Annotated in this window: 24 protein-coding genes; 5 read left to right on the forward strand and 19 right to left on the reverse strand. The window is 65.5% G+C overall.

Annotated features, from left to right (window positions below; all coding sequences use genetic code 11):
* The first annotated feature begins 114 nt into the window (after window positions 1-114).
* Window positions 115-2214 (forward strand): TonB-dependent siderophore receptor, encoded by a 2100-nt coding sequence (locus ACO2Q5_RS17455; protein WP_423293597.1) that lies wholly within the window; start codon window positions 115-117, stop codon window positions 2212-2214.
* 73 nt (window positions 2215-2287) lie between these two features.
* Here the strand turns inward: ACO2Q5_RS17455 and ACO2Q5_RS17460 are convergent, their stop codons facing one another.
* Window positions 2288-3187, reverse strand: a complete 900-nt coding sequence (locus ACO2Q5_RS17460; protein ID WP_423293415.1) for a helix-turn-helix domain-containing protein — start codon at window positions 3185-3187, stop codon at window positions 2288-2290.
* 315 nt (window positions 3188-3502) lie between these two features.
* Here ACO2Q5_RS17460 and repA point away from each other — a divergent pair, with 315 nt between their 5' ends.
* From repA to repC, 3 genes are all read left to right on the forward strand, one after another.
* Window positions 3503-4696, forward strand: coding sequence for a plasmid partitioning protein RepA (gene repA / locus ACO2Q5_RS17465; RefSeq protein WP_423293417.1), 1194 nt, complete (start codon window positions 3503-3505; stop codon window positions 4694-4696).
* A complete protein-coding gene (locus ACO2Q5_RS17470; protein ID WP_423293419.1) occupies window positions 4680-5597 on the forward strand; it encodes a ParB/RepB/Spo0J family partition protein in 918 nt (305 codons plus the stop codon). Before repA ends, ACO2Q5_RS17470 begins: the two co-directional genes overlap by 17 nt.
* A 211-nt stretch (window positions 5598-5808) precedes the next feature.
* Complete coding sequence (gene repC / locus ACO2Q5_RS17475; protein ID WP_423293599.1) at window positions 5809-7017, forward strand: plasmid replication protein RepC; 1209 nt, start codon at window positions 5809-5811, stop codon at window positions 7015-7017.
* A 50-nt stretch (window positions 7018-7067) separates the two neighbouring features.
* On the opposite strand, the gene ACO2Q5_RS17480 is transcribed toward repC, so the two are convergent.
* The 4 genes from ACO2Q5_RS17480 to ACO2Q5_RS17495 all read right to left on the reverse strand — a co-directional run bounded on the left by ACO2Q5_RS17480 (window position 7068) and on the right by ACO2Q5_RS17495 (window position 10788).
* The gene (locus tag ACO2Q5_RS17480) at window positions 7068-7502 is read right to left on the reverse strand and encodes a PIN domain-containing protein (protein ID WP_423293421.1); all 435 of its coding nucleotides are present in this window, start codon (window positions 7500-7502) and stop codon (window positions 7068-7070) included.
* The gene (locus tag ACO2Q5_RS17485) at window positions 7499-7756 is read right to left on the reverse strand and encodes a type II toxin-antitoxin system PrlF family antitoxin (protein ID WP_423293423.1); all 258 of its coding nucleotides are present in this window, start codon (window positions 7754-7756) and stop codon (window positions 7499-7501) included. Before ACO2Q5_RS17485 ends, ACO2Q5_RS17480 begins: the two co-directional genes overlap by 4 nt.
* Window positions 7757-7906: 150 nt before the next feature.
* Window positions 7907-9664: an FAD-dependent oxidoreductase gene (locus ACO2Q5_RS17490; RefSeq protein WP_423293425.1), complete on the reverse strand. Its 1758-nt coding sequence runs from the start codon at window positions 9662-9664 to the stop codon at window positions 7907-7909.
* Between the two features lie 50 nt (window positions 9665-9714).
* Complete coding sequence (locus tag ACO2Q5_RS17495) at window positions 9715-10788, reverse strand: maleylacetate reductase (protein WP_423293427.1); 1074 nt, start codon at window positions 10786-10788, stop codon at window positions 9715-9717.
* 95 nt (window positions 10789-10883) lie between these two features.
* On the opposite strand from ACO2Q5_RS17495, the gene ACO2Q5_RS17500 reads away from it, so the two are divergent.
* Window positions 10884-11834: a LysR family transcriptional regulator gene (locus tag ACO2Q5_RS17500; RefSeq protein ID WP_423293429.1), complete on the forward strand. Its 951-nt coding sequence runs from the start codon at window positions 10884-10886 to the stop codon at window positions 11832-11834.
* Here ACO2Q5_RS17500 and ACO2Q5_RS17505 read toward each other — a convergent pair whose 3' ends face one another.
* From ACO2Q5_RS17505 to ACO2Q5_RS17570, 14 genes are all read right to left on the reverse strand, one after another.
* Window positions 11835-12167: a hypothetical protein gene (locus ACO2Q5_RS17505; RefSeq protein ID WP_423293431.1), complete on the reverse strand. Its 333-nt coding sequence runs from the start codon at window positions 12165-12167 to the stop codon at window positions 11835-11837.
* Between the two features lie 7 nt (window positions 12168-12174).
* Window positions 12175-13011: an intradiol ring-cleavage dioxygenase gene (locus ACO2Q5_RS17510; RefSeq protein WP_423293433.1), complete on the reverse strand. Its 837-nt coding sequence runs from the start codon at window positions 13009-13011 to the stop codon at window positions 12175-12177.
* A 16-nt stretch (window positions 13012-13027) separates the two neighbouring features.
* The gene (locus ACO2Q5_RS17515; protein WP_423293435.1) at window positions 13028-14038 is read right to left on the reverse strand and encodes a branched-chain amino acid ABC transporter permease; all 1011 of its coding nucleotides are present in this window, start codon (window positions 14036-14038) and stop codon (window positions 13028-13030) included.
* Between the two features lie 10 nt (window positions 14039-14048).
* Window positions 14049-14912: a branched-chain amino acid ABC transporter permease gene (locus tag ACO2Q5_RS17520; protein WP_423293437.1), complete on the reverse strand. Its 864-nt coding sequence runs from the start codon at window positions 14910-14912 to the stop codon at window positions 14049-14051.
* A 92-nt stretch (window positions 14913-15004) separates the two neighbouring features.
* Entirely contained in the window at window positions 15005-15715 is a 711-nt protein-coding gene (locus tag ACO2Q5_RS17525; protein ID WP_423293439.1) for an ABC transporter ATP-binding protein, read from the reverse strand.
* On the reverse strand, window positions 15712-16431 hold the full coding sequence (locus ACO2Q5_RS17530; RefSeq protein WP_423293441.1) for an ABC transporter ATP-binding protein: 720 nt from the start codon (window positions 16429-16431) through the stop codon (window positions 15712-15714). The genes ACO2Q5_RS17525 and ACO2Q5_RS17530 overlap by 4 nt, the downstream gene beginning before the upstream one ends.
* Window positions 16432-16825: 394 nt before the next feature.
* Window positions 16826-17380: a flavin reductase family protein gene (locus ACO2Q5_RS17535; RefSeq protein WP_423293443.1), complete on the reverse strand. Its 555-nt coding sequence runs from the start codon at window positions 17378-17380 to the stop codon at window positions 16826-16828.
* Window positions 17381-17431: 51 nt separating this feature from the next.
* Window positions 17432-18652, reverse strand: coding sequence for an acyl-CoA dehydrogenase family protein (locus ACO2Q5_RS17540; protein WP_423293444.1), 1221 nt, complete (start codon window positions 18650-18652; stop codon window positions 17432-17434).
* Window positions 18653-18675: 23 nt separating this feature from the next.
* Window positions 18676-19464, reverse strand: a complete 789-nt coding sequence (locus tag ACO2Q5_RS17545) for an alpha/beta fold hydrolase (RefSeq protein WP_423293445.1) — start codon at window positions 19462-19464, stop codon at window positions 18676-18678.
* Window positions 19465-19476: 12 nt separating this feature from the next.
* Window positions 19477-20487, reverse strand: coding sequence for a zinc-dependent alcohol dehydrogenase (locus ACO2Q5_RS17550; RefSeq protein ID WP_423293447.1), 1011 nt, complete (start codon window positions 20485-20487; stop codon window positions 19477-19479).
* Complete coding sequence (locus ACO2Q5_RS17555) at window positions 20487-21512, reverse strand: branched-chain amino acid ABC transporter permease (RefSeq protein ID WP_423293449.1); 1026 nt, start codon at window positions 21510-21512, stop codon at window positions 20487-20489. The genes ACO2Q5_RS17550 and ACO2Q5_RS17555 overlap by 1 nt, the downstream gene beginning before the upstream one ends.
* 3 nt (window positions 21513-21515) lie before the next feature.
* Window positions 21516-22373, reverse strand: a complete 858-nt coding sequence (locus ACO2Q5_RS17560) for a branched-chain amino acid ABC transporter permease (RefSeq protein ID WP_423293451.1) — start codon at window positions 22371-22373, stop codon at window positions 21516-21518.
* Window positions 22360-23088, reverse strand: coding sequence for an ABC transporter ATP-binding protein (locus ACO2Q5_RS17565; RefSeq protein ID WP_423293453.1), 729 nt, complete (start codon window positions 23086-23088; stop codon window positions 22360-22362). Before ACO2Q5_RS17565 ends, ACO2Q5_RS17560 begins: the two co-directional genes overlap by 14 nt.
* A complete protein-coding gene (locus ACO2Q5_RS17570) occupies window positions 23085-23813 on the reverse strand; it encodes an ABC transporter ATP-binding protein (protein ID WP_423293455.1) in 729 nt (242 codons plus the stop codon). Before ACO2Q5_RS17570 ends, ACO2Q5_RS17565 begins: the two co-directional genes overlap by 4 nt.
* Window positions 23814-23824: the final 11 nt, after the last annotated feature.

Raw genomic sequence — 23824 nt, forward strand, 5'->3', positions numbered from 1 at the left:
CCGTGGTTTGCCCCCGGGCCGGTTGGCCCGCGCAGTCAGGACAGCCGCACGACCCCCGTCTGGAGAAGACCATTGAAACCGAACCCCACCCCCCCTGCCACGGCCCGTCGGCGGATGATCACCACCCTTAGGTCGGGGACGGCCGCGCTGGCCCTGCTGCTGGCCACGCCCGCACTGGCGCAGGATGCCGCCTCTGACAGCGAAGACGGCGTGGTGCGCCTGGGCACCATCTTCCTCAAGGTCTTCGGCCTGTCGGACGATGACGCGAATTCGGTTGTGGCATCCGAGCTTTCCGTGGGCGGCAAGGTCGCGACCAGCATTCTGGACACGCCCGCCTCGGTCTCGGTCATCACCGAGAAGGAGATGAAGCAGCGCGATGCCGGGACCACCGAAGAGGTGCTGCAATATACGGCGGGGGTGCATACCGATTACTACGGCACCGATGACCGCAACGATTACTTCCTGATCCGCGGGTTCCAGGCCACCACCTATCGTGACGGGCTGACCCTCGGCTCGATGCGCGGCGTGCGTGAGGAACCCCTTGCCTATGAGCGGGTCGAAGTGTTCCGCGGCACCAACTCCACCCTGTTCGGCGTGGGCGATCCCGGTGGTTCGGTCAATTTCGTGACCCGGCAACCCCGGTTCGAGCCGACTGCCGAGACGACGCTGAGCTTCGGGTCCTTTGGCCGCAAGGAGGCGAGTTTCGACTTCGGCAACGAGGTTCCGGGCGCATCCAACCTGGCCTTCCGCTTCACCGGCAAGGTGAAGGACAGCGCATTGGACTATGCACATTCGAACGATGACGAAACCTTCCTGATGGCGGGCGTGACCTGGCAGCCCACCGACAACACGCAGCTGAGCTTTATCGTCGACTATCTGGACCGCGACGGGACGCCGAACAGCGGCGGCTATCCGCTGGACCGGGAATATGACCGCGGCGAATTCTTTGGTGAGCCGGACTTCAACTATCACGAGATGGACCGCACCAGCGCCACGCTGCTGCTGACGCATGATTTCGGTGGCGGGCTGAGCCTGCGCGGCAATCTGCGCTACAGCGACCTGACCGACGATTACGGTTACATCTATCTGTATGATTTCGCAGGGCGAACCGGCACCTCGATCTCGCGCTATTACTTCGGCAGCGACAGCAGCGCCGAAGAGCTGATCGGCAATGCGATCCTGCAATATGACACCACCTTCGGCAGCGTCGCCAGCAGCACGCTGGCCGGGGTGGAGTTCCGCGAGGCCACCGCGAAAAGCGCCAGCTTCTATGGGCTGGCCACACCCATCGACCTGTCGAACCCGGTTTACAGCGGGGCGCCGTCGTCGCTGGCCTATTATGCCCGGACGGAGACCGACTACAGCACCCGCTCGCTCTTCGTGACGCAGAACCTGTCGTTCAACGAGCGTCTGATCGCCACCTTCGGCCTGCGCCGCGATTTTCTGGACCTGACCAGCATCAACCTGTTTCCGGCGACCCCGGTGGTCAGCACGGGCGAGTTTGCCGAAACCTCGGGCCGGGCGGCGCTGACCTATAAGGTTACCGACGAAATCTCGGTCTACGCCAGCTATGTGGAATCGGTGGCGCCCCCTGCCATCGGCGTGGAGCCGGAGCGCGGCGAGCAATATGAGATCGGCGCGAAATACGCGCCCGAGGGGATGAACGCCCTGTTCTCGGCCGCGATCTACGACCTGTCGAAGCAGAATGTCACCATCGCCGTGGTGCAGCCGGACGGCACGATCACCCGCGAAACCATCGGGGAATCCCGCGTGCGCGGGTTTGATCTGGAGGCCCGGGTCGAGGTGAACGAGGCGCTGAGCCTGATCGGCTCCTACTCTTACATGGATACCGAGGTGGTGCGCGGCATCGTCCGGGGCGTGGTGATGGATGGCAAATCCTTTGCCACTGCGCCGAACCACATCGCCTCGGTCTGGGCGAATTACACCATGGCCGATGCGCTGCCGGCCGGCGATGTGACGGTGGGGCTTGGGTTGCGTTACGTGGGTGCCTATTACTTCGACGCCGCCAACACCCGCAAAAGCAGCGATGCGCTGCTGGTCGATGCCTCGCTGGCGATGGATCTGGGCAACAGCGCCGCGGTGGAGCTGAGCGTGAGCAACCTGTTCGACGAACAGCATGTCGTGGGATCGGGTACCGCGGATTACTATAATCCGGGGCGCGAGATCGGGCTGACGCTGCGCAAGACCTGGTAAGATAAGGGTTTTCCGGAACCGGGCCCGCCCGCCGAAAGGTGGACGGGCCTTTTCACGTGGCCCCCCTGCCCCCTCAGCGGCTGCGGCTTTCCCGCAGCCAAGCCGCGGGGGTGGTGCCGGTGATCTGCCGGAACACGCGGGTAAAATGCGCCTGATCGGCAAAGCCGAACTGGCCGGAAACATCCGCGATCACTACGTTTTCGGCCAGAAGCGCGCGTTTCACCAGGTCGATCCGCCGTTCCTGCTGCCACTGCAGCGGCGATTTTCCTGTGGTTTTCTTGAAGGCATGCGCGAACCAGCTGGACGAAAAGCCGACCGCATCGGCCAGATCGGCGTTCAGCAGACGTCGTCCGGGGTCGTCATCCACCAGCCGTGCAAGCCGCGTCATCTGCGCAGGCGTCAGCCCGCCTTGTGACGCATCCTGCTGGGGCTGCGCATGCGGCGGGTCCACCAATGCGGCGACCAGAGCGACGGCAAGGCTTTCGGCCACCATGGGATGGCGCGGCGCGGCGCAGACCTCATGCTTCAGCGCCTCGCCGATCGCGGCGATATCGGCCACCTCCTGCAGATGGCGCGGCTGCATCAGGAGGCTGGCCGCCACCGTGGCGCCAAGGGCCGGGGACAGCCGCTCCATCAGCCAGCTTTGCTTCAGATGCAGGTCAAGGTGGGAAAAGCGGTGTTCGGCCCGGAACCGCGTCCACATCGGCGCGCCGGCCGGCACGAAGACCGCCCGCAAAAGCGGCTCCTGCCGCTGATCGTCCACCGCGCCCCTGTCGGACATGCCGATATGCCCCGAGACATCGTTGAAGAACAGCATGACCCGCGGGTCGGGCGAACGGTAATATCCGGTCGCCCCGGCCTTGCCCTCGGCCTCCCAATAGACGCCGCACATGGCATCATAGCCGCGCCATTGCACCGGGGCGGTCCGCTGTATGCCGCTGGTCGTGCAGGTCATTGAATGCTGAAAACCCATGGGGCAAGCTCCATTCCCAAGAACGCCGGAACTGGTTCTTGCCTGTCGCCAGAGGCTGCGGCCGGGGCCGCCTGCCCGGAGGGGATGGGTAGACCGGGGCAGGTGCCTACATCACAAGAGGGCGAAGTGCAAGCTTTGCCCCCTGCCCTGCCCGTTCCGTCCGCGACGTGACCGAAGGCGCATGAAGAGGTTGTGTGCCACCTAGGGCGGGCCACCAAATCTAGAAATTGCTTGCGCGAATCTGGCAGGCGGGGCAATAGTCTCGAAAAATAGCGCGCGGTCAGATAAAAATCGCGCCCACGGATTGGGCAGGATATGAGCGGGACAGACCAGGACCTGGATATTGCCATCGGCACCTTTGCCGAGCTGCTGGCCTCGAACCTGCAGGCGCAGCGTGCCGCTCATTTCCCGCCCGACGCCCGCAAGGTCATGCGCAGCCTCTCCAGCGGCGAGGCGGCCGAACTTCTGGGTGTCGATCACACCTATCTTCGCAAACTGCATCGTGAAGGCAAGATTGCCGAGGTCGAGACGACCGCCGGCAGCCACCGGCGCTATACGCTGGAGGATATCTGGGAGATCCGCCACAGTCTTGAAACCCATGCCAAAAAGCCCGGCACCTATGTGCCCGGACGCCGTGCGGGGGACGAGCTGCAGGTGGTTTCTGTGGTGAACTTCAAGGGCGGGTCGGGGAAAACCACGACATCGGCCCATCTGGCGCAGCGGCTGGCCTTCAAGGGCTATCGGGTGCTGGCCATCGACCTTGATCCGCAGGCCTCGCTCTCGGCGTTGCACGGCATTCAGCCCGAGCTGGACCTGACCGAGGGCGGAACGCTTTACGATGCGGTCCGCTATGATGATCCGGTGCCGGTCACCGAGGTGATCCGCAAGACCTATATCCGGGGGCTCGACCTCATTCCCGGCAATCTGGAATTGATGGAATTCGAGCATGAGACGCCCGCCGCCATCCAGCGGGGGGGCGCACGGGCGTTTTTTGCCCGGGTCCGTGATGCACTGGACAGTGTCGAGCGCGACTATGACGTGGTGGTGATCGACTGCCCGCCGCAACTGGGCTTTCTGACCATGTCGGCCCTTTCGGCCTCGTCCGGGGTGCTGGTCACGGTGCACCCGCAGATGCTGGACCTGATGTCGATGTCGCAGTTCCTGCGGATGACGGCTGATCTGCTGGGCGTGATCCGGGATGCCGGGGCCAATCTGCGCTTTGACTGGCTGCGCTTTCTGCCGACACGCTACAAGGTGGGTGATGCGCCGCAGACCGAGGTGATCGCCTTCATCCGGGGTCTGTTCGGCCGGTCTGTGCTGACCAATCATATGGTGGAATCGACGGCCATCTCGGACGCCGGTTTGACCAAGCAGACGCTGTACGAGGCCGACAAGAAGGATTTCACGCGGCAGACCTTTGACCGGGCCATCGAATCGATGAATGCCGTCAATGACGAGATTGCGGCGATCATTCAGGCTACATGGGGACGACATGGCAAGAAAGCCTAAGCTTGGCCTGCCGTTGCAGACCCTGAGGAACGCCCCCGATGCGCTGGAAGGGCGTCGGCTGCGCGGGGGCGTGTTCGAAATCGACCCTGAGCGGATTCAGACCGAGGGGCGTCTGGATGACCGTCTGCAGCTGGAAATTGCCGGGCTGACCGAGTCGATCCGGCGGAATGGTCAGCGGGTGCCGATCCTTGTGCGGCCGCTGGAAGGAGATCGCTACAGCCTGATCTACGGGCGCAGGCGGCTGGAGGCCTGCCGCGCGCTTGGGCTGAAGGTCCGTGCGATCGTGACCGAGATCGAGGGCGAACAGGCCCTGCGCGATCAGTTGCTGGAGAACCAGGAACGGCGCGATCTGAGTTTCATTGAACGTGCGCTGGTGGCCGCCGCCCTGCTGGACGGGGACCATCTGCCCGAGGCAGAGCGCACCAACCGCGGCGTGGCCGAAGTGCTGAACCTGACTGAGGCCGGGGTGTCGCAGCTTCTGAATGTGGTGCGGACGGTGGGCGAGGATGTGATCCTTGCCATCGGGGCCGCGCCGGGGATCGGCAGGCCCCGCTGGGAAGAGCTGAAGAAGGTGCTGGCCTCGGGCACGGTGCCTGCAGAGGCGCTGGTCCGTGCCGCCGAGCAGGCACAGGGCGATGCGGGCGATCTGCGGTCCGACCATGCGTTTCTGGCGGTGCTGGCGGCGGCGAAACAGGCCACTGCCTTGCCGGCAGAGCTCCGGCAGGGCGCGGCGATCCAGATCGCCGGCGTCGGTGCCGCACGGATCAGCACAGGGCAGCGCGGGCGGCAGTTCCGGCTGGAGCTGAAAGCCGAGGATCGTGACTTTGTCGGTTGGCTGGAGGGGCAGGCCCCGCGGCTGATCGCAGAACTTCACGGGCGCTGGAAGCGTTCGGAAGACTGAGGACGAGCAACACCAACAAGGAGGCACGCTACAGGCAGAAAAGAAAAGGCCCCGAGAAGCCAGCTTCACGAGACCTTTCTTTAGGTTTCGAACGGGACCAGCCCGCTACAAAACTCAGTTTTCGCACCTCTGACAGTAGCGATCTGGCCCCTGCCCCGCAAGCGCAAAGCGATTCGCGGGCCGGGAAAATTTTGCCTTCGTGAACATCATCATGGACTATACGCCGATCTCGCCGTTCATGCGGCCGGTCTCGCGCGCGCATCTGCGCGTGGTGGAACCGCAGGAAGCTGCGCCCTTGGTGCGGCCGGTTAACAAATGGGAAATTCTGCGGGAATTGTCCAAGGCACAGGCCGCTTTTGGCGTGACCGAGCGCGATCTGACCGTGCTCCAGGGGCTGTTGAGCTTCTTTCCCGAGGATTGCCTGCGCCCTGATGCCGGAACGGTCGTCTTTCCGTCGAACAGGGCTTTGTGTGAGAGGCTGAACGGCATGGCCTGTTCGACCATGCGCCGCCATCTGGCGCGGCTGGTCGAGACGGGATTGCTGAGCCGCCGCGACAGTCCCAATGGCAAGCGCTATGCCCGCAAGGATGGCGAAGAACGGATCTCCTTCGGGCTGGATCTGGCGCCGCTATATCAGCGTGCCGAAGAGATCGTCCGGGCGGCCGAGGCTGTCCGGGCCGCCGAAACGCGCCTGCGCCGGCTGCGGGAAGTGGTCAGCCTGATGCGCCGCGATGTGGCCGCGCTGGCGGAGTTCGGGGAAGATTTGCATCCGGGGCTGGGCCTGTGGGACCAGATGCAGGATACGGCCATTCTGACCGCCCGCGCCTTGCGCCGCAAACTTTCCGCGGAAGACTTGTCAGCCCTGCAGCACGATCTGTCGACACTGCTGGACCGTGCGAGAGACCGGATTGATGGCGTTGCCACAGAAGAAATGATCACCAGTGCTGACAGAACTGAGCAGCACTATCATAATTCAAACATAAACCTCATCGTTCTTGAACCTGCCTTAGAACAAGGCAAGGGCGCGGCCGAGGTATCAGAAGACCAACCCGGCGCAAAGGAGAGCCCTGCCGAAAGGGTGGAACCAGAACTGCCAAGGATCCCGTTGCATCTGGTCACGACCAGTTGTCCGACGGTGGGAACCTTCTATCCGCATCCCATCCGCCATTGGCATCAGCTGTACGATGCCGCGACCCACATCCGGCCTGCCATGGGGATCAGTGCTTCGGCTTGGGAGGAGGCGCAGCGGTTCATGGGGCCGGAGCAGGCCTCGGTCGTGCTTGTGGCCATGCTGGAGCGGTTTGCTGACATCCGCTCTCCGGGTGGATATCTCCGTGCGCTGACGGCGAAGGCGGCCGCAGGTCAGTTCAGCTGTGGGCCGATGGTGATGGCCCTGATCGGACGGCGCGGTGCGGCATGACGATATTTGGCGTGGCCCCCGACTTAACAGCTGTTAAATGCGGCGCACGGTCAATGATCGGGTTTCGCCGCCAGAAGCTGCATTCCCGGCAGAGCCGCGGCTTTGCGGTCGAAAGTCAGCGTCGCGCTGCAACCTGCCATCTGCCCGGCCAGCGCGACCATCTGATCGGCAAATCCTGCGCCACCCCGGCGATAGCGGTCTGCGGCCACCGCCACCCGATCCGCTGCGTCGATCCGCAATTCCTGTGCTTCAAGCAGCGCGTCCAGCGCACGGGCAACATCGGCGCGGCCAAGCCCATAAGCGCGCTCCAGCACCCAGACCAGTTCCACCAGCACCTCGCGGCAGACAAAGCCCGGCGCCGCTTCGGTCAGGCTGCTGATGACGGCTGTCGCAGCGGCGGCCTGTTCTGGATCATCCTGCACCAGAAACCGGACCAGTACATTGGTGTCCAGCCCGATTGCGGCACCGCTCTGCTGTTCGGTCATTCTCCGGCTGCGCCTCTGGCGATGGCTGCATCCATCTCGTCCAGCGATACAACCTTGTCTGTCAGGCCCTTCAACAGACCGGCGAGCCCTGCCACGGGAACGCTGCGCACCAGCCGCACCTCGCCGCCGTCCAGGATCATATAGCGCACCCGGTCTCCGGGAGAGAGGCGCAGCGCAGCCCGCACGTCTTTCGGCAAAGTGGTCTGACCTTTGATCGTAACGGTGGATTCCTGCATGGCATGGCCCAATGACATTTTGCTGTCTGCATTACATATGGGACATTCTCCTTGCGGATTCAAGCGATGGATGTGTGGAGGATATAGGCTTGACGCGGCGCGGAATGCAAAGCCCGCCGCCGTCAGGCCTGACGGGGCGGGCAGGGGGCAGAGATCGAGTTTCAGCGGTTAGCGGGCAAGGATCTGGCGCAGCACGCGGGTCAGCTCCGCCTCCGGCCGGTCTGACAGATCGGTCGCGCGCCAGGCGACATGGTGGTCGGGGCGGACGAGCAGGCAGCCGTTGTCGCGGATTTCCGACACCCGGGCCCATTCGCCGCTGTGATCCACATAGGTCTGGCGCGGGCCGATGATCTGCACCGCCAGATCAAGGCCCAGCTCCGCCGCCACCTTTTCCGCAGCCGCAGCCCAGGCCTCTCCGCCCAGACCGGTCAACAGCGTGAACCGGCCATGGCCACAGAGGTCCAGCGTGGACACCTGCGCGCCAGTGTCGTGGCGATAGACCCAGACATGCGGCAGCCGCGCGCCGGGCCATGTGGTCGGCTGATAATGCAGGTCGCTGTCCAGCTGGAACGCCGGTTCGATCTGCCCGTCCGTCACCACCGCGGAGGAGCGGTAGCGCTGGTTCATCTCGACGCCATGGGCGTCGAATTCGTATTTCTTGAACGCAATCGCCTTGCGGATCGCCTCGCGCTGCGCTTCGGCCTGCGGGGTTCCTTCGCTGCGGGCGGACAGGTTCTTCTGCATCTGCTCCGGGCTGACGCCTTCGGCCATGCCAAGCGCGGCAAAGATCGGTCCGGTTTCCCCGATCGACTGGTTGGCGCGGGTCACGATCTGCTTGGCGATCGGCGCACGCTCGGCATCATAGCTGTCCAGCAGCCCCTCACCGGCCTGCCCCTTCAGGACCAAGGCCAGCTTCCATGCCAGATTGAACGCATCCTGAATCGAGGTGTTCGACCCCAGCCCGTTCGACGGCGGGTGGCGGTGAATCGCATCGCCCATGCAGAACACCCGGCCATTCGCGGTGCGGGTGGCGTAATAGTTGTTCACCGTCCAGACATTGGCCGACAGCAGCTCGATCTCCAACTCCGGGTCGCCGATCAGCTGCCGCGCCACGCCGGTGGCGAATTCGGGGGTGACCTCGGGCTCAGGCCCGTTGATGTCATAGCCCCAGACGATCAGCCATTCGTTCCAAGGCCGCACCATCCGCACCAGACCCATGCCGATGCCGCCCACATCGGCGCCGGGCTGCATCACCCAGTAAAGGACGCTGGGGCGATGGGCCACATATTTGGACAGATCGGCCCGGAACAGGATGTTCATCGACCCGCCCACGCCCATCTTGCCTTCGAACGGCAGGCCGGCATGTTCGGCCACCAGCGATTTGCCGCCATCCGCCCCGATCAGATATTTCGACCGGATCACCAGTTCCTTGCCGGTCAGCCGGTCGCGGCAGGTGGTGGTGACGCCGGTCTCGTCCTGCACATGGCTGAGGTATTCGGTCGACATCCGCCCCTGCGTGCCGCGCTGGCAGGCGGTCTTGTACAGCAGCGGCTCCATATAGGTCTGCGGCAGGTCGTTCATCTGCGTGGGCGAGGACATTTCGTGTTCCGCCTTCGACAGCGGATGATTGCCCCAGGCTTTCATCCGGCCGATCTCTTCGCCCGCAAGGCTTTCGCAGAAGATGTTCTCGCCCATCAGATCCTGATGGGTGGCGAACATATAGGCTTCGTCCTCGACCTCACGGCCCAGATCCCGCAGCACCTCCATCGTGCGCTGGTTGGTGATATGCGCGCGCGGCGTGTTGGCCAGCCAGCGGTAGCGGTTCACCGCCACATTGCTGATGCCATAGCTGGACAAAAGCGCCGCCGCAGCCGAACCCGCAGGCCCGGTTCCGATGATCAGCACATCGGTGGTGATGTCGGCCATGTAATCCTCCCAGAAAGATGGCGGCGGGTCTCCCGTCCCGCAGGTTTGTGTCAGACGGCAGGCGCCGCGCCGGACCACGCGGCCTGCAGCAGGCTGCGGATGCCGTCGCGCGTCACCGGGCGCGGGTTCCAGTAGGGGTTGGCGGCGGCCAGATCGGTGGCGCGGTCCAGATCGGATTGGGTCAGCCCAAGGTCGCGCAAAGCCATGGGCGCGCCCGCATCCTTTGCGAAATGCCAGAGGCCAAGCCCCGCATTGCCATGACCGAAGAGATCGGTGACCGGGGCCAGCAGATCCGGCACCGCCACGGCGTTATAGGCGATGGCATGGGGCAGGATGACGGCATGCGTCTCGGCATGGGGCAGGTCGAAACTGCCGCCCAATGTGTGGCAAAGCTTGTGGTGCAGCGCCATGCCCACCTGTCCCAGCACCGTGCCGCAAAGCCACGCACCATAAAGCGTCTCACCCCGTCCCGCGGGATCAGTGGGCGCGGCCATCACCTTCGGCAGGCTGTCACGGAAGGCGCGCAGCCCCTCCACCGCCATCAGCGACGACAGGGGCGAACGGTCGCGGGCATAAAGCCCCTCGGCCGCATGGGCCATGGCGTTCAGCGCAGAGGTTACGGTCATCGCCACGGGCAGGGTGGCCACCAGTTCGGCATCATACAGAATGACCTCTGGCTGTACCTTGGGGCTGGTCAGCGTGGTCTTCACGCCGTTCTCTGTCTGGCCCAGAATGCCTGTCGCCTCGGACCCGGCATAGGTAGTGGGCACCACGATCTGTGGCAGGTCGGTGCGCAGTGCGATGGCCTTGCCAAGGCCGGTGGTCGAACCGCCGCCCACGGCCACGACGACATCGGCCTGCAATTCGCGCGCCAGTGCGGTGGCCTGTTCGGACACATCCACCGGCGTATGCATCGCGGCGCCGGTGAACCGGCCCACGGCCCGCGCGCCCAGATAGCCCGCGAATTCATCCGCCATGGCGGATTGCGGCGGCGTGGTCAGGATCAGCGCGCGCGAAAGGCCAAGCGTCTCCATCTCCTCGGCCACGGCTTTGCGGATCCCTGCGCCAAAGCGCACGCGGACGGCCGCGCTGCGCGCGGTGAATTCCTCACGGAAAAAGGACATCCGGTTTCCTCCCACGGCCCCTTCGATATGAAAAACCTAGCCCGGCGGAACAGAAATATTGATCGGATGATGCGGATCTAATATCGCATTGTGGTATGAAGCTGGACAGCGAACATCTGGAGATTCTGGCGGTCATCGTCGAGAAGGGCGGGCTGACCGAAGGCGCGGATGCGCTTGGCAAGTCGCAGCCCTCGGTCTCGCGCTCCATGGCGCTGTTGGAGGAACGCATCGGCATGCCCTTGTTCGAGCCGGGGCGCCGTCCGCTGCGGCCCACGGAACTGGGTGCCAGCCTTGCCCGGCTGGGCGCAAAAATCCGCAGCGCCAATCAGGAGGCCAGCCTTCTGGTGCAACGGTTCCGGCAGGGTCTGGCCGGGCGGCTGCGCGTCGGCGGATCGCCGATCTTCATGGATGGCGTCGTTGCCACCATGGTGGCGGAGTTCCAGAGCCGGCACAGCGGTGTGCAGATTGACCAGTCCTATGGCTATCTGGACCAGCTGGAAACCGGGCTGCGCAATGGCGGCCTTGATGTGGCGATCCTGCCGCTGCATCCCGCGCAGGTGCCGCTGGATATGGAATTCACCCCGCTTCTGCCCGGCAACAACGTGATCGCCTGCCGGGCGGGCCATCCGCTGACCCGCAGGAAGGCCATCACGCTGGCCGATATCGAACCCTATGCCTGGATCGCGCCGCCCGCGAACAGCCCGCTTTACCGCGATCTGCAACGCGCGCTGAAATCCATCGGGCAAGAGGAGTTCCGGGTGAATTTCTCCGGCGGGACGCTCGCCTCGATGCAATCGGTGCTGGCGGGGTCGGACGCGCTGACGGTCTTGCCCTATTCCGTGGTGTTCCTGTCGCGCCGCACCGTGCCGCTGGAGGTGCTGCCGCTGAAGATCGACCACCCGGACCGGCAACTGGGGTTCCTGACCGTGACGGACCGGCAGGGTCCGCCCGCGGTGAAGCAATTCACCGGATTCCTGACGGCCGAATTCCAGCGGCTTCAGGCGCGGATCGACCATGAACAGCAGGTCACCCGGCGGCGGGGATAGTCACTTCAGCGCGACATAGGTCGCCGCATCCAGTGTGGCGATGCGCACCGCCACATGCAGCCCCGTCACCCCGGCCACCCGGTCGCGCAGCCGCCCGGCCATGGACTCGATCGTGGCGCGGGTCCGGTCCGGCTTTGGCAGCAGGTGCAGTTCGGCATTGATGGCGGGCTGATCGGGCAGACCCAGAACCGGGATCACCGCCAGCTGACAGGCGGCGCGGTCCACGCCGAAGCCTGTGCAAAGCATGTCGCGCAGCTCCGGCAGCAGGGCGGACAGGTCCGCCTGCACTGCCGGATAGCGCGCCTCGTCCACGAAGAACTTGACATTGGGCATGGGGGACTCAGGCCGGGACCAGAACGAAATCGAACGGGGACCGCCACAGCGTATCGCCGCCGCTGACCCGCTCATAAGGCGCGACCAGCGTGTCCTTCACCCCGAACACCGCGTCTGAGGTCAGGTATTCATCGCCGCCCACGAAGGTATGGGTGACCAGCTTCTGCTTGCCGGGCGCTGTGACCAGATAATGCATATGGGCCGGGCGATAGGGATGGCGGCCCAGATGGGCCAGCATCTGCCCCACCGGCCCGTCATCCGGGATCGGATAGCTGACCGGCTTGATGCCCCGGAACGCATAGCGCCCGTCCGGTCCGGTGATAAACCGGCCGCGGTTGTTCCACTTGGGCTGGATGCCCGGCTGCTGCACATCATAGAAGCCGTCGGCATTGTCGGACCAGACATCGACGGTGGCGCCTTCCACCGGGTTGCCCTCCAGATCCAGCACGCGGCCTTCGAACAGGCAGGCCTCTCCCTTGCCATCCAGGCTGATATTGTCGCCCATGGCGCGGATCGGCGCGTCGTCCACATGGAACGGGCCGAAGACGGTGTTTTCGGTCGCGCCCGCGGGGCGGCGGTTGTTGATTGCATCCACCAGCATCGACAGGCCAAGGGTGTCGGACAGCAGAATGAACTCCTGCCGCTCACCCGAGCAGATCTGACCGGTGCGCGTCAGGAAACCGATGCCGTATTCCCATTCCTCCTGCGTCAGCTGGCATTCCTTGGCAAAGGCATGCAGATGCTTGACCAGACAGGTCATCACCTCGGCCAGACGCGGATCGGTGTCCTTGCCCATGCGGCCGTTCACCGTCCCGGTAGAGTTCTCTTCGGTGAAATAGCTCATGATCTTTCCTCCTCGATCATTCCGGCTGTCTGCGGGCCGGCGCCCGGTGCCCAAGGGGCAGGGGGTCAAAGCCGGTCCGCTGGATGAAGGTCCCCCACAGGCCGCGCCGCGCGAACAGCATGATCGCAATGCCGATCAGGCCCAGAAGGATCAGGTAAAGGGTGCCGTAATCGGCCAGCGCGCGTTCCAGCCCGTAGAAGACCAGAACGCCGACAATCGGGCCGGGCAGGGTGCCGATGCCGCCGATCACCACGATGAAGATGACGAAGGCCGTCCAGTCCAGAAGCGAGAAGGCGGCATCGGGCGAGATGCGGCCGATCTGGATGAACAGAAGCCCGCCGCAAAGGCCGGTGACAAAGGCCGTCAGCAGAAAGACCAGCGCCTTCAGCCGGGTCGGGTCCACGCCCACCGAGCGCGCCGCCACCGGATTGTCGCGCACCGCCTGAAGGCCCAGCCCCATGCGCGACCGCAGGAAGACCCAAGCCCCCGCCAGCATCGCCAACACCAGGGCCAGCGCCAGCCAATAGGTCAGCATGTCCACCGCCGCCGCCTTGGACCCGCCGAACAGGTCGCGCAGCAGCTGGATTATCGCCATTTCCTGCACCGCATCCTTGGGCAACGCGGTGCCGGTGCCGCCGCCAAGCGCCTTCCACTGGCTGAAGGACAGCCGGGCGATATCAGCCACCGCCCATGTGCCCACGGCGAAATAGGCCCCGTGCAGCCGGAAGGCGAAGAAGGCCACCGGCACCGACAGCACCATGGCCGCCAGCCCGCCGATCACCACCCCCAACAGCGGGTTCAGCCCCAGCAGGATGACAGAGGCGAACATCGCATAGGCGCCGATGCCGACAAAGGCCTGTTGTCCGACCGAGACGAGGCCTGCAAACCCCGCCAGCAGGTTCCAGTTCAGCGCCAGCACCAGCAGGCACAGCACCATGAACAGATCCTGCACCAAGGCGCGCGAGCCAAGGATCGGCACCATGGCCAGCGCCAGACCCACCGCCGCGAAGATCAGAAGATTGCGCATGCCCGCCCCCTTAATCCGTGGCCCGCGGGAACAGGCCCCGCGGCCGGACCAGCAGCACCGCGACAAAGGCGATATGCCCGGCCAGAATCTGCCATTCCGGGTTCAGCGCCGCCCCCATGGCCTGCGCGACGCCGATGACCAGCCCGCCCGCCAGCGTGCCCCACAGGCTGCCAAGGCCGCCTATGATCACCGCCTCAAAGGCGTAAAGCAGCCGCGCCGGACCGATGGAGGGATCGAAATTCGCCCGCGCGCCCAGATAGAGCGCGGCGATGGTGGCCACGACCAGCGCGATCCCGGTCGCTACCGCGAAAATCCGCTGCGGGCGAATGCCCATCAGCTGCGCCGTCACTGGGTCGTCCGAGGTCGCCCGGAACGCCCGGCCAAGCGCGGTGCGGTAGAACAGCCAGTTCAGCGCAAGGATCACCAGAATGGCCGAGGCAAAGGTCATGAGCGGCATGACCCCGATCGTCACCGGCCCCAGTGGGACCGAGGCCGCCTCGACCGGGCCAAGCGGCAGCTTTCGGCTGTCGGCGCTGAAGGCGGACAACAGCCCGTTCTGGATCACCACCGACAGGCCGAAGGTCACCAGCAGCGGCGGCAGGATATCCTCGCCCAGCACCCGGTTCAGCAGCGCGCCCTGCAGCACCATGCCAAGGCCGAACATCACCGGCAGCGCCACCAGCGCCGCCACGAACGGATGCAGCCCAAGCGCGGTTCCGATCCCAAGGATCAGATAGGCCCCCAGCACGATCAGATCGCCATGCGCCAGATTGACCAGCCGCATGATGCCGAACACCAGGCTCAGCCCCGCGGCGAACAGCGCATAAAGCCCGCCCAGCAACAGGCCCTGCACCAACGTATCAAGCCAGATCATGCCGGCGCCCCCAATTCATCTGTTCAAAAATATCCCGGGGGGTCCGGGGGGCTGGCCCCCCGGCGGCGCGGCGGATCATGAGGCCCAAAAACTCACGCATGGTTCACCCCGAAATAGGCGTCATGGATCGCCGCGCGGCTCAACTCATCGGGGCGGCCGGACAGGCGGATGCGGCCTTCCATCATGCAATGCACGAGGTCGGCCACCTTCAGGGCTTGCCCGATGTCCTGCTCCACCACGATAAGCGCGGTGCCGCTGTCGCGGATCATCGGGAAGGCGGCGTAGATTTCGCGGATCACCACCGGGGCCAGCCCAAGGCTCAGTTCGTCGCACAGCAAAACCCTCGGGTTCGACATCAGCGCGCGGCCGATGGCGACCATCTGCTGCTGCCCGCCGGACAGGGCCGTGCCCGGATGGGCGCGGCGGTCGCGCAGGATGGGGAACAGGGTGAAGATCCGCTCCAGCGTCCAGAACCCGTTGCCGGTCCGGGCATGGGCGCCGATCCGCAGGTTTTCCTCCACCGTCAGGCTGGGGAACAGGCGGCGTCCCTCAGGCACCATCGCAATGCCCGCGCGCAGGATATCGGGCGCCGGGCGCCCGGTGATCGCCGTGCCGTCCAGCGTGATCGTGCCGCCGGTCACCCGCGCGATGCCGGTGATCGCGCGCATCAGCGTGGTCTTGCCCGCGCCATTGGCGCCGATGATGGCCAGCACCTGACCGGCCTCCAGCACCAGATCCACGCCGAACAATGCCTGAAAATCCCCGTAATGGGCGGTCAGCCCTTCGACGCGCAGCAGGCTCATGCCTCGATCCCCAGATAGATTTCGCGCACGGCAGGGGCGGCCATCACCTCATCGGGCGCGCCGATCATCAGCATGCGGCCGAAGTTCAGCACCATCAGCCGCGTCACGACCGAGGTCAGCGCATGCAGCACATGTTCGATCCACAGGATCGCCGTCCCCTCGGCATGAATGCCGCGGATCGTGGCCACCAGCTCCCCGCATTCGCCATCGGTCAGCCCGCCTGCGATTTCATCCAGAAGGATCACCCGCGGCTTCGTGGCCATGGCACGTGCCAGCTCCAGCCGCTTGCGGTTCAGAAGCGGCAGCGCGTCCGCCGGACGGTCGGCCAGCGCGGCCAGCCCGGTGCGTTCCAGAATATCCATGCAATGTCCCGGTGCCTCGGCCGCCGGGAGGGCACCGCCGAACCGCGCGGCAACCAGCAGGTTTTCATAGACCGAGAGATGACCGAAGGGCTGCGGGATCTGGAAAGACCGCCCCACGCCCGAGGCGCAGCGTTGCATCGGGCTTTCCCCCGTCACATCGCGCCCGTCCAGCAGGACGGCCCCCGCGTCGGGGCGCAGATTTCCGGTGATCAGGTTGAACAATGTGGATTTTCCGGCCCCGTTCGGGCCGATGATGCCCAGGGCCTCACCCGGTTGCAGCGCAAAGCTGACGTCATCGGTGACCTTCAGCGCGCCAAAGCTTTTGGACACGCCCTGCAAGGACAGGATCGCCATGAACTTCCCTCCGGGCCACCCTCCCCGGCGCCCCCTTCCCGGTCATCCTAGACGCAGAGCCCGGTTAAGGTGATCGGATGGATGCGAGACAATATCGCAAACTGGTATGAAGTCCCGGCTTCAGCCCGCCGCAATGATCAGATTGGCCGCGCATTCGCCGATCATTACCGCTGGCGCATCGGTGCTGCCCGACACGGTCCGCCGCATGACCGAACAACCCGCGATGCGAAGACTGCTGAGACCATGACCCGCGGCCCGGCATCCATCACCGTCATCGAGGCGGGGTCGGTGCCGCTGATATGGCTGGACCCGGTGCTGACACCGTCGGTCTGCAACAGGCGGCCCGCCGCCCCCGCGCGAATGATCACATTCCAAAGGTCTGACCCCGGCAGGGTCAGCGGAAGACGTCGCGCGGTTCTGTATCCATCAGGGTCAGGCTGGCCTTGCCGTCCGCGGCCTCGCGCAGGCGGTGCCAGCGGCGGTCAAGGTAGATGAGCGATTCCAGTTCCGGCGCGCCGGGCGGGACGACGCTTTCCCCCTCCAGCAATTCGGCCACCACCACCGTGGCGCCTTCGACCGGCAGGGACCCGGTGATGCGGGCGCGGAACCATGTGGCGGGGCCGGTATAGCGCGGCTCGCCCGAGGGGAGGCGGGTCCATGGCGTGGCGTCGCCGAAACGGTCGGCCCCGGGCGTGGCGCCCAGAAGGGCAAGGTCCAGATCGGCAAAGCGCAGCAGGTGGATCACCACGCTGCCCGCCGCCAGCACCGCCGCGGTGGACCCGGACCGCGACGACAGCGAGAAGGCCACCGTCGGCGGCGCCGCGCTGACCGAGATCAGCGAGGAGACGGTCATCGCCACCGGCTGGCCGCCCGGATCGGCGGTGATTACCGCCACCCCGGCCGGATGCAGGCGGAAGGCGTCGCGAAAGGCGTGGGAAAGATCCGTCATCATGGTCTCCGGCATCCGGGGGCGGCGGGGCCACCCCCGGACGCGCGCGGCTTACTTCTTCTCGATCAGGTCATAGAACTGCCAGACCCGGTCCGTCCACTGTCCGCCCAGCTCTCGCCCGGCCGAGGTGACGATGGAGGGCGCGATGGTGAAGTGGTTGGCAGCGACCATCATGTCGCGGAAGGTGCGCTGGATCACGCCCGCCCGCAACCCCGCCCCGCCCGAGGCGCGATAGGCAAAGTTGCAGACATCGACGCCCACCTCATGGATCTGCGACTTGGCCAGATGCACAAGGCTGACCTGACGGGTGGTCATCTGCTGGCCGGCCTCGGCCAGATGCTCGATCTCGCCCCAGACTTCCATGACGAAGGCGCGGGCGGCGCGATAGCTGGCCTCGGCGCGGCCATAGTCATTCCAGAACTTCTCGCTTTCGCCCAGCAGGCCCGCACGGCCCGATTTCGACCGGGCAAAGCCCGCGATCTCATCCAGCATCCGCCGTCCGGCGCCCATGGCCCAGCCGGTATGGCCGATGGCGGCCAGCCCGACGATGCCAAGGCTGAACAGTTCCTTCAGGCGCTGCGGCGGCGCGGTCAGGATCGGGAACACCAGATCCTCGGCCACGAAGACATTCTCGGCGGCATAGTCGATGGACCCGGTGCCCTTCAGGCCCAGCACGTCCCAGTTGCCCAGCTGCTTATGCTCCGGGATCGGCGCATGGGCGCACATGACGATGACATTCCCTGCCTCATCCTTGGCGGGCTTGCCGGTGCCGTCATCGACGAAACAGGCGGAATGCGACCATGTGGCGTGGCTGAAGCCCGAGCCATAAGACCACTTGCCCGACAGCGTATAGCCGCCGTCCACCTTCTTCAGCATGCCAAGCGGTGCACCCTGACCGGAGAAACGGTTCTCGGTCCCCGGCGCGAACAGCCGTTCCACCGCGGAATCGGGCAGGAACGCCGCGGACATGGCGCCGATGCAGCAATGCACCATGGACACCCAGCCCGCCGAGCCGGACCACCATGTGATCGCCTCCAGAAGCTGCAGCACCTCGGTCGGGCGCATCTGCGCGCCGCCCAACTCTTCCGTGGCCAGAAGATGCGACATGCGCAGCGGGCGCAGCAGCTCAAAGCTTTCCTTGGTCAGTTCACCCGCGGCCTCATCGGCGGCGGCGTTGGCTTCCAGCTTGGGGCCGATGGCGGCAATGTCCTGCAGAACCTTGCGGTAATCGACGGTCTTGCCCCAATAGCCATGGTTCATGGGCTTGTTCATCTTGCTCCTCCTCAGGATGCGGGTCAGGCGGCGAGGAAATCGCCGATGGATTTCAGGGTCTCAGGGCGCTCCTGCGCCACCAGATGGCCGGTGGCGGGGACGGACAGGAATTGCGCATTGGGCAGGTTCGCCAGCCAGACCGGCGCCTGGCTTGCGGGCAGCAGCCGGTCTTCGGCGCCCCAGACCAGCAGCGTGGGATTGGTGATCCGCTGCATGAAGCGTTTCAGGTTCGGGTGGCCCATGCCGAAGGGCGCGCACAGCCGCCCGACCAGATCGCCTTCGCGTGCGCGGTCGGCGCCGAACTGTTCGGCAAAGGCGGCATCGGTCCCGTCGGGGAAGTATTTCAGCGCGACCGTCACGTCATGCGTCATGTAGCTGGGGAAATCCTGCGGGGCGATCCCGGCCAAGGGCGTGGCCGGATGCGCCGGATCGTTCAGCCCGGCGGGCGCGATCAGCACGACCTTGTCGAACTTTTCCCGCGCCAGTGCCGCCAGTTCGGTGGCCATCCAGCCGCCCATGGAAAAGCCCATCAGATGCGGCTTTTCGGGCAGGTTCTTGGCGTCCAGCAGGTTCAGGTAATGCAGCAGCAGGTCGGTCAGATCGCCCACATGCGGGGCAGGGCCGGAAAAGCCCATGCCGGGATGGCTGGGCAGCAGCACGCGGAAGCGGTCTGCCAGACCTTCGGCAAAATCAAAGCCTTCCAGCGTGGCAGCGCCGTGCAGGAACAGCACCGGCTTGCCCTGTCCGATGGCCTTGACCACCGTTTTCACGCCGCCGATGTCATAGTCCAGCGTCTCGAATTCTACGGTCATCGCATTTCCTCCTCAGGAAAGTTCGGGCTGGATCAGCACCTTGCACTGCGTGGTGCGGCGGCGCAGGCTTTCGAAGACCTGCGGCACCGGCGACAGGCCGATCCGGTCGGTGATCAGGTTCTGCGGAATGCCGCTGGTCAGCGCATCCAACGCCACGCCGAATTCATTCCGCTGGTGGAAGAAGACGGTGAAGATCAGGTCGATCTCTTTCGACAGCGCCACGAACGGGTCCCAGTCATCGCCGCCGATGCACAGGCCCACGCCGATGACCTTGCCCTGCAGGCGCACCGCCTCGGTCGCGGCCTGCAGAAGGCCACGCTTGCCCACGCATTCGAACAGGATATCCGGCGGTCCGCCGCAGAGGTCCGCCAGATTCTCGGCCAGATGCGGGCCGGACAAGGCGAAATCCGTGGCGCCCAGGGCCAGCGCCCGGTCGCGCTGATGGGTGTGGACATCGGCCATCACCACATGGCTGGCCCCCATCCGCCGCGCCCAGAAGGCGACCAGCAGGCCGATGGGACCGGCACCCAGAATGGCCACGCGGTCCCCCGGCTTCATCCCTGACCGCACGATGCAATGCAGGGCGACCGACAGCGGCTCGGCCAGCGCGCCGTCCGCCAGCGCCACGCCTTCGGGCAGCAGGCGGCATTGCCGCGCCGCGACCGCGACATATTCGGCATAGCCGCCGCCGATCAGCACCATCTGGGCGCAGCGGGCCGGGTCGCCGGCCAGACAGCGGGCACAATGGCCGCAGCCGCGCATCGGCACCACGGCCACCCGGTCTCCGGCGGTCAGATCGGTGACCGCGGCGCCGGTGGCCACCACCTCGCCCGAAATCTCATGCCCCAGCACATAGCCCGCGCCGATGCCGAAGGGCTTCGGGTCTTCGGTGATATGCAGGTCGCTGCCGCAGATGCCGCAACCGGCCACCCGCAGCACCACCTCATCGGCGGCGGGGGTGGGATCGGGCAGATCGGTCACGCGCAGCGGCGTGCCGACCGCATCGAAGAGGGCGGCTTTCATCACTTCTCCTCCGTCTTCAGGATCAGATGGCGACGGATCGGGAACCACGGCGCATCCCAGCGGCGGGAGGCAAGGCCCCAGATCCCGGTCCGGGCATAAAGCGCGACCAGCACGGTCATCACGCCCAGCACCACAAAGTAGCTGGCGCCATATTCGCCGAACCAGCGGTCGGCCACAAAATAGATGGCGGTTCCGATCAGTACCCCCTCGATCGAGGCGATGCCGCCGACCATCACGATGAAGATGGCAAGGTTGGACCACATCGGATCAAAGGCCGAGGCCGGGTTGATCCGCAGCTGCGCCATGAAATAGACCGATCCGGCCAGCCCGCAGCCCACAGCCGCCGCGACATAGATCATGAAGCGCAGGCGTTTCACGTTCACGCCTTGGCTGGCTGCCGCGACCGGGTTGTCGCGCATGGCGATCAGCGCAAGGCCATAGCGGGACCGCAGGAACCAGTAGCTGCCGCCGATGGTCAGCAGGATCATCGCCGCACACAGAAGCGACATGGCGATGTTGCGCTGATCGGCGGAGTAATCCTTCATTACCGTCAGCGACATGCCGGCGCCGGCATTCACCCACGACAGGTTGGTGGCGACCAGCCGGAACACCTCGGCCACGACCCATGTGCCGATGGCGAAATAGGGCCCGTCCAGCCGGTGGAGAAGCAGATAGCACGGCACGGCCAGCACCGCGGGCACCACCAAGGACAGAGCGATGGCAAGGAACGGGTTCACCCCGAAGGTCTGGGCCAGCACGAACAAGGCATAGCCCGCCGCCCCCATGAAGGCCTGCTGCCCGACCGAGACCAGTCCGGCATAGCCCGCCAGCATGTTCCACATCTGGGCTACGGCGATGTAGCAGCACAGTTCAAGGACCATGCGGATGGTGCCGGTCTTGGCCCACCACGGCATGGTGGCCAGCCCGATGAGGACCAGCGCGAACAAGGTCAGCGCGATACGGCCCGACAGGGTCTGACGGCGGACCGTAAAGGCGGGGGCGGGCGGAACGGGAATGGAGGTCATGGTTCAGCCCTTTCCGAACAGGCCCTGCGGCCGGGTTGCCAGCACCACAAGGAAGACAAGATGCCCCGCCAGCACGCCGAAGCCGGGGTCGATGCGGAAGCCGATGGCCTGGCTGATGCCCAGCACCATCGACCCGATGAAGGCCCCCCAGACCGAGCCCATGCCGCCGATGATCACCGCCTCGAAGGCATAGATCAGCTGCGCCCCGCCATCGGCCGGGGCCACGGTGGACCGCAGGGATTGAAACACCGCGGCAAAGCCCAGGATGCCCACGGCAATGGCGGTGGCCGCGGCATAGACCCGGCGCGGGTTGATCCCGGTCATCGCCGCCGCCTCGACATCGGCGGCCGCGGCCCGCAGCGCTCGGCCGAAGCGCGACCGTTTCAGCATCAGGTCCAGCGCGAAGGTCAGACCAATGGCGAAGACCAGCACGATCATCGGCAGAAGGCCGATGTAGATGCCGCCGATTTGCACCGATTTGCTTTCGATGCCACCGCCGGGCAGCGACCGGCTGTTCGCCGACCAGATCTGCAGCATCAGGTTCTGCAACGCCAGCGACAGGCCGAAGGTCGCGATCAGCGAGGGCAGGGGGTCATCCCCCACCACCCGGTTCAGGATGGCCTTCTGCAACAGCCAGCCCAGCCCCACGGCCAAGGGCACCAGCGCCACCATCACCGTGAACGGCCCCAGCCCGAACGAGGCCGAGAGCGAAATCCCCACCAGCGACAACAGGATCACCAGATCGCCATGACTGACGTTCACGATCCGCATGACCCCGAACATCAGCGCCATGCCAAGCGCATATTGCGCATACATCCCGCCCAGCAGGATGCCCTGTACCAGCGCATCAAACCACTGCATGGGAGCCTCCGAAATAGGCCGCGCCGATCTGGTCGCGGGTGACTTCGGCGGAACGTCCGGTCAGCGTCACGCGACCCTCCAGCATGCAATAGAGCCGGTCCGAGGCGGATTGGGCCAGACCCACATCCTGTTCCACCAGCATGACGGCCGTCCCCTGCGCCCGGATCTCGGGCAGGGCGGCATAGATTTCACGGATCACCTTGGGCGCAAGGCCAAGGCTGATCTCGTCACACAGCAGGACCGAGGGCTGGCACAGAAGCGCGCGGCCGATGGCCACCATCTGCTGCTGCCCGCCCGACAGGCTTTGCACCGGGGTGCGGGCCTTTTCCTTCAGGATCGGAAACAGGCTTTGCAGCCGCGGTAGCGACCAACCGCCCTTGCGGTCCAGACGCTCGGCCTGATCCACCGCCACACGCAGGTTGTCCTCGACCGACATGCCGGAAAACAGGCGGCGGCCTTCGGGCACGATGGCCACACCCATCTGCACCATCCGGTCGGTGGCAATTCCGCCGATGGGCTGGCCCTTCAGCCGCACCATATCCGGCGCCACCGGCAAAAGGCCCATGATCGCGCGCAGGAAGGTGGATTTCCCCGCCCCGTTCGCCCCGATCAGCGCCACCGCCTCGCCTTCGGCCAGTTCGGTATCGACGCCGTACAGCGCCTGAAAATCCCCGTAGCGGGCAATCAGCCCATGGGTGGACAGCACCGCCGTCATGCCTCGATCCCCATATAGACGCGCTTCACCTCGGGGTCGGCGATCACCGCTTCGGGGGCGCCTTCGGCGATCTTTTCACCGAAGTTCAGCACCATCAGCCGGTCCGCCACCGCCAGAAGCGCGTGCAGCACATGCTCGATCCAGACGATGGTGACGCCGCGGTCGCGGATGCGCCGCACCAGCGCCACCAGCTGTTTCGATTCCTCATCCGTCAGCCCGCCCGCGATCTCGTCCAGCAGCAAAAGCTTCGGGTCCGAGGCCAGCGCGCGGGCAAGTTCCAGACGCTTGCGGTCCAGAAGCGTCAGCTTGCCCGCCTGCACATTGGCCCGCGACGACAATTCACAATCGGCCAGCACCTGCGCGCAGAAGGCATAGCTGTCCTGTTCGGACTTGCCGCCCCCGAAGGCCGAGGCGACAAGCAGGTTTTCAAAGGTGGTCATCCCGGAATAGGGCCGCGGAATCTGATAGGTGCGGCCGATCCCCATCTGACAGCGCCGGAACGGCGGCTCGGACCCGAGCGCGCGGTCGCCCAGGCGGATTTCTCCGCCCGAGGCCTTCAGATCGCCGCTGATCATGTTGAACAGCGTGGTCTTGCCCGCACCGTTGGGACCAAGGATGCCCAACACCTCGCCGCGGCGCACATCGAAGCTGACCCCGTGCAGAACCCGCACGGCGCCAAAGCTTTTCGAGACGTTGCGGGCCTGAAGAAGGATGTCGTGATCCAATCCCTGTCCCC

It is taken from the genome of Neotabrizicola sp. VNH66 (assembly GCF_049445895.1).
Taxonomy (GTDB): domain Bacteria; phylum Pseudomonadota; class Alphaproteobacteria; order Rhodobacterales; family Rhodobacteraceae; genus Pseudogemmobacter.

What these genes read in the sequence shown, in the direction of transcription:
- ACO2Q5_RS17470 (WP_423293419.1), top strand. Translation starts at nt 4,680, where the DNA reads ATGGCAAGAAAGCCTAAGCTTGGCCTGCCGTTGCAGACCCTGAGGAAC.
- ACO2Q5_RS17525 (WP_423293439.1), bottom strand. Translation starts at nt 15,715, where the DNA reads ATGAGCCTGCTGCGCGTCGAAGGGCTGACCGCCCATTACGGGGATTTT.
- ACO2Q5_RS17540 (WP_423293444.1), bottom strand. Translation starts at nt 18,652, where the DNA reads ATGAACAAGCCCATGAACCATGGCTATTGGGGCAAGACCGTCGATTAC.
- ACO2Q5_RS17455 (WP_423293597.1), top strand. Translation starts at nt 115, where the DNA reads ATGATCACCACCCTTAGGTCGGGGACGGCCGCGCTGGCCCTGCTGCTG.
- ACO2Q5_RS17490 (WP_423293425.1), bottom strand. Translation starts at nt 9,664, where the DNA reads ATGGCCGACATCACCACCGATGTGCTGATCATCGGAACCGGGCCTGCG.
- ACO2Q5_RS17495 (WP_423293427.1), bottom strand. Translation starts at nt 10,788, where the DNA reads ATGTCCTTTTTCCGTGAGGAATTCACCGCGCGCAGCGCGGCCGTCCGC.
- ACO2Q5_RS17520 (WP_423293437.1), bottom strand. Translation starts at nt 14,912, where the DNA reads ATGATCTGGCTTGATACGTTGGTGCAGGGCCTGTTGCTGGGCGGGCTT.
- ACO2Q5_RS17565 (WP_423293453.1), bottom strand. Translation starts at nt 23,088, where the DNA reads ATGACGGCGGTGCTGTCCACCCATGGGCTGATTGCCCGCTACGGGGAT.
- ACO2Q5_RS17530 (WP_423293441.1), bottom strand. Translation starts at nt 16,431, where the DNA reads ATGGCGATCCTGTCCTTGCAGGGCGTGTCCAAAAGCTTTGGCGCGCTG.
- ACO2Q5_RS17535 (WP_423293443.1), bottom strand. Translation starts at nt 17,380, where the DNA reads ATGACGGATCTTTCCCACGCCTTTCGCGACGCCTTCCGCCTGCATCCG.
- ACO2Q5_RS17550 (WP_423293447.1), bottom strand. Translation starts at nt 20,487, where the DNA reads ATGAAAGCCGCCCTCTTCGATGCGGTCGGCACGCCGCTGCGCGTGACC.
- ACO2Q5_RS17510 (WP_423293433.1), bottom strand. Translation starts at nt 13,011, where the DNA reads ATGAGCTATTTCACCGAAGAGAACTCTACCGGGACGGTGAACGGCCGC.
- ACO2Q5_RS17460 (WP_423293415.1), bottom strand. Translation starts at nt 3,187, where the DNA reads ATGGGTTTTCAGCATTCAATGACCTGCACGACCAGCGGCATACAGCGG.
- ACO2Q5_RS17545 (WP_423293445.1), bottom strand. Translation starts at nt 19,464, where the DNA reads ATGACCGTAGAATTCGAGACGCTGGACTATGACATCGGCGGCGTGAAA.
- ACO2Q5_RS17500 (WP_423293429.1), top strand. Translation starts at nt 10,884, where the DNA reads ATGAAGCTGGACAGCGAACATCTGGAGATTCTGGCGGTCATCGTCGAG.
- ACO2Q5_RS17555 (WP_423293449.1), bottom strand. Translation starts at nt 21,512, where the DNA reads ATGACCTCCATTCCCGTTCCGCCCGCCCCCGCCTTTACGGTCCGCCGT.
- ACO2Q5_RS17505 (WP_423293431.1), bottom strand. Translation starts at nt 12,167, where the DNA reads ATGCCCAATGTCAAGTTCTTCGTGGACGAGGCGCGCTATCCGGCAGTG.
- ACO2Q5_RS17515 (WP_423293435.1), bottom strand. Translation starts at nt 14,038, where the DNA reads ATGCGCAATCTTCTGATCTTCGCGGCGGTGGGTCTGGCGCTGGCCATG.
- ACO2Q5_RS17485 (WP_423293423.1), bottom strand. Translation starts at nt 7,756, where the DNA reads ATGTCATTGGGCCATGCCATGCAGGAATCCACCGTTACGATCAAAGGT.
- ACO2Q5_RS17480 (WP_423293421.1), bottom strand. Translation starts at nt 7,502, where the DNA reads ATGACCGAACAGCAGAGCGGTGCCGCAATCGGGCTGGACACCAATGTA.
- ACO2Q5_RS17560 (WP_423293451.1), bottom strand. Translation starts at nt 22,373, where the DNA reads ATGCAGTGGTTTGATGCGCTGGTACAGGGCATCCTGCTGGGCGGGATG.
- repA (WP_423293417.1), top strand. Translation starts at nt 3,503, where the DNA reads ATGAGCGGGACAGACCAGGACCTGGATATTGCCATCGGCACCTTTGCC.
- repC (WP_423293599.1), top strand. Translation starts at nt 5,809, where the DNA reads ATGGACTATACGCCGATCTCGCCGTTCATGCGGCCGGTCTCGCGCGCG.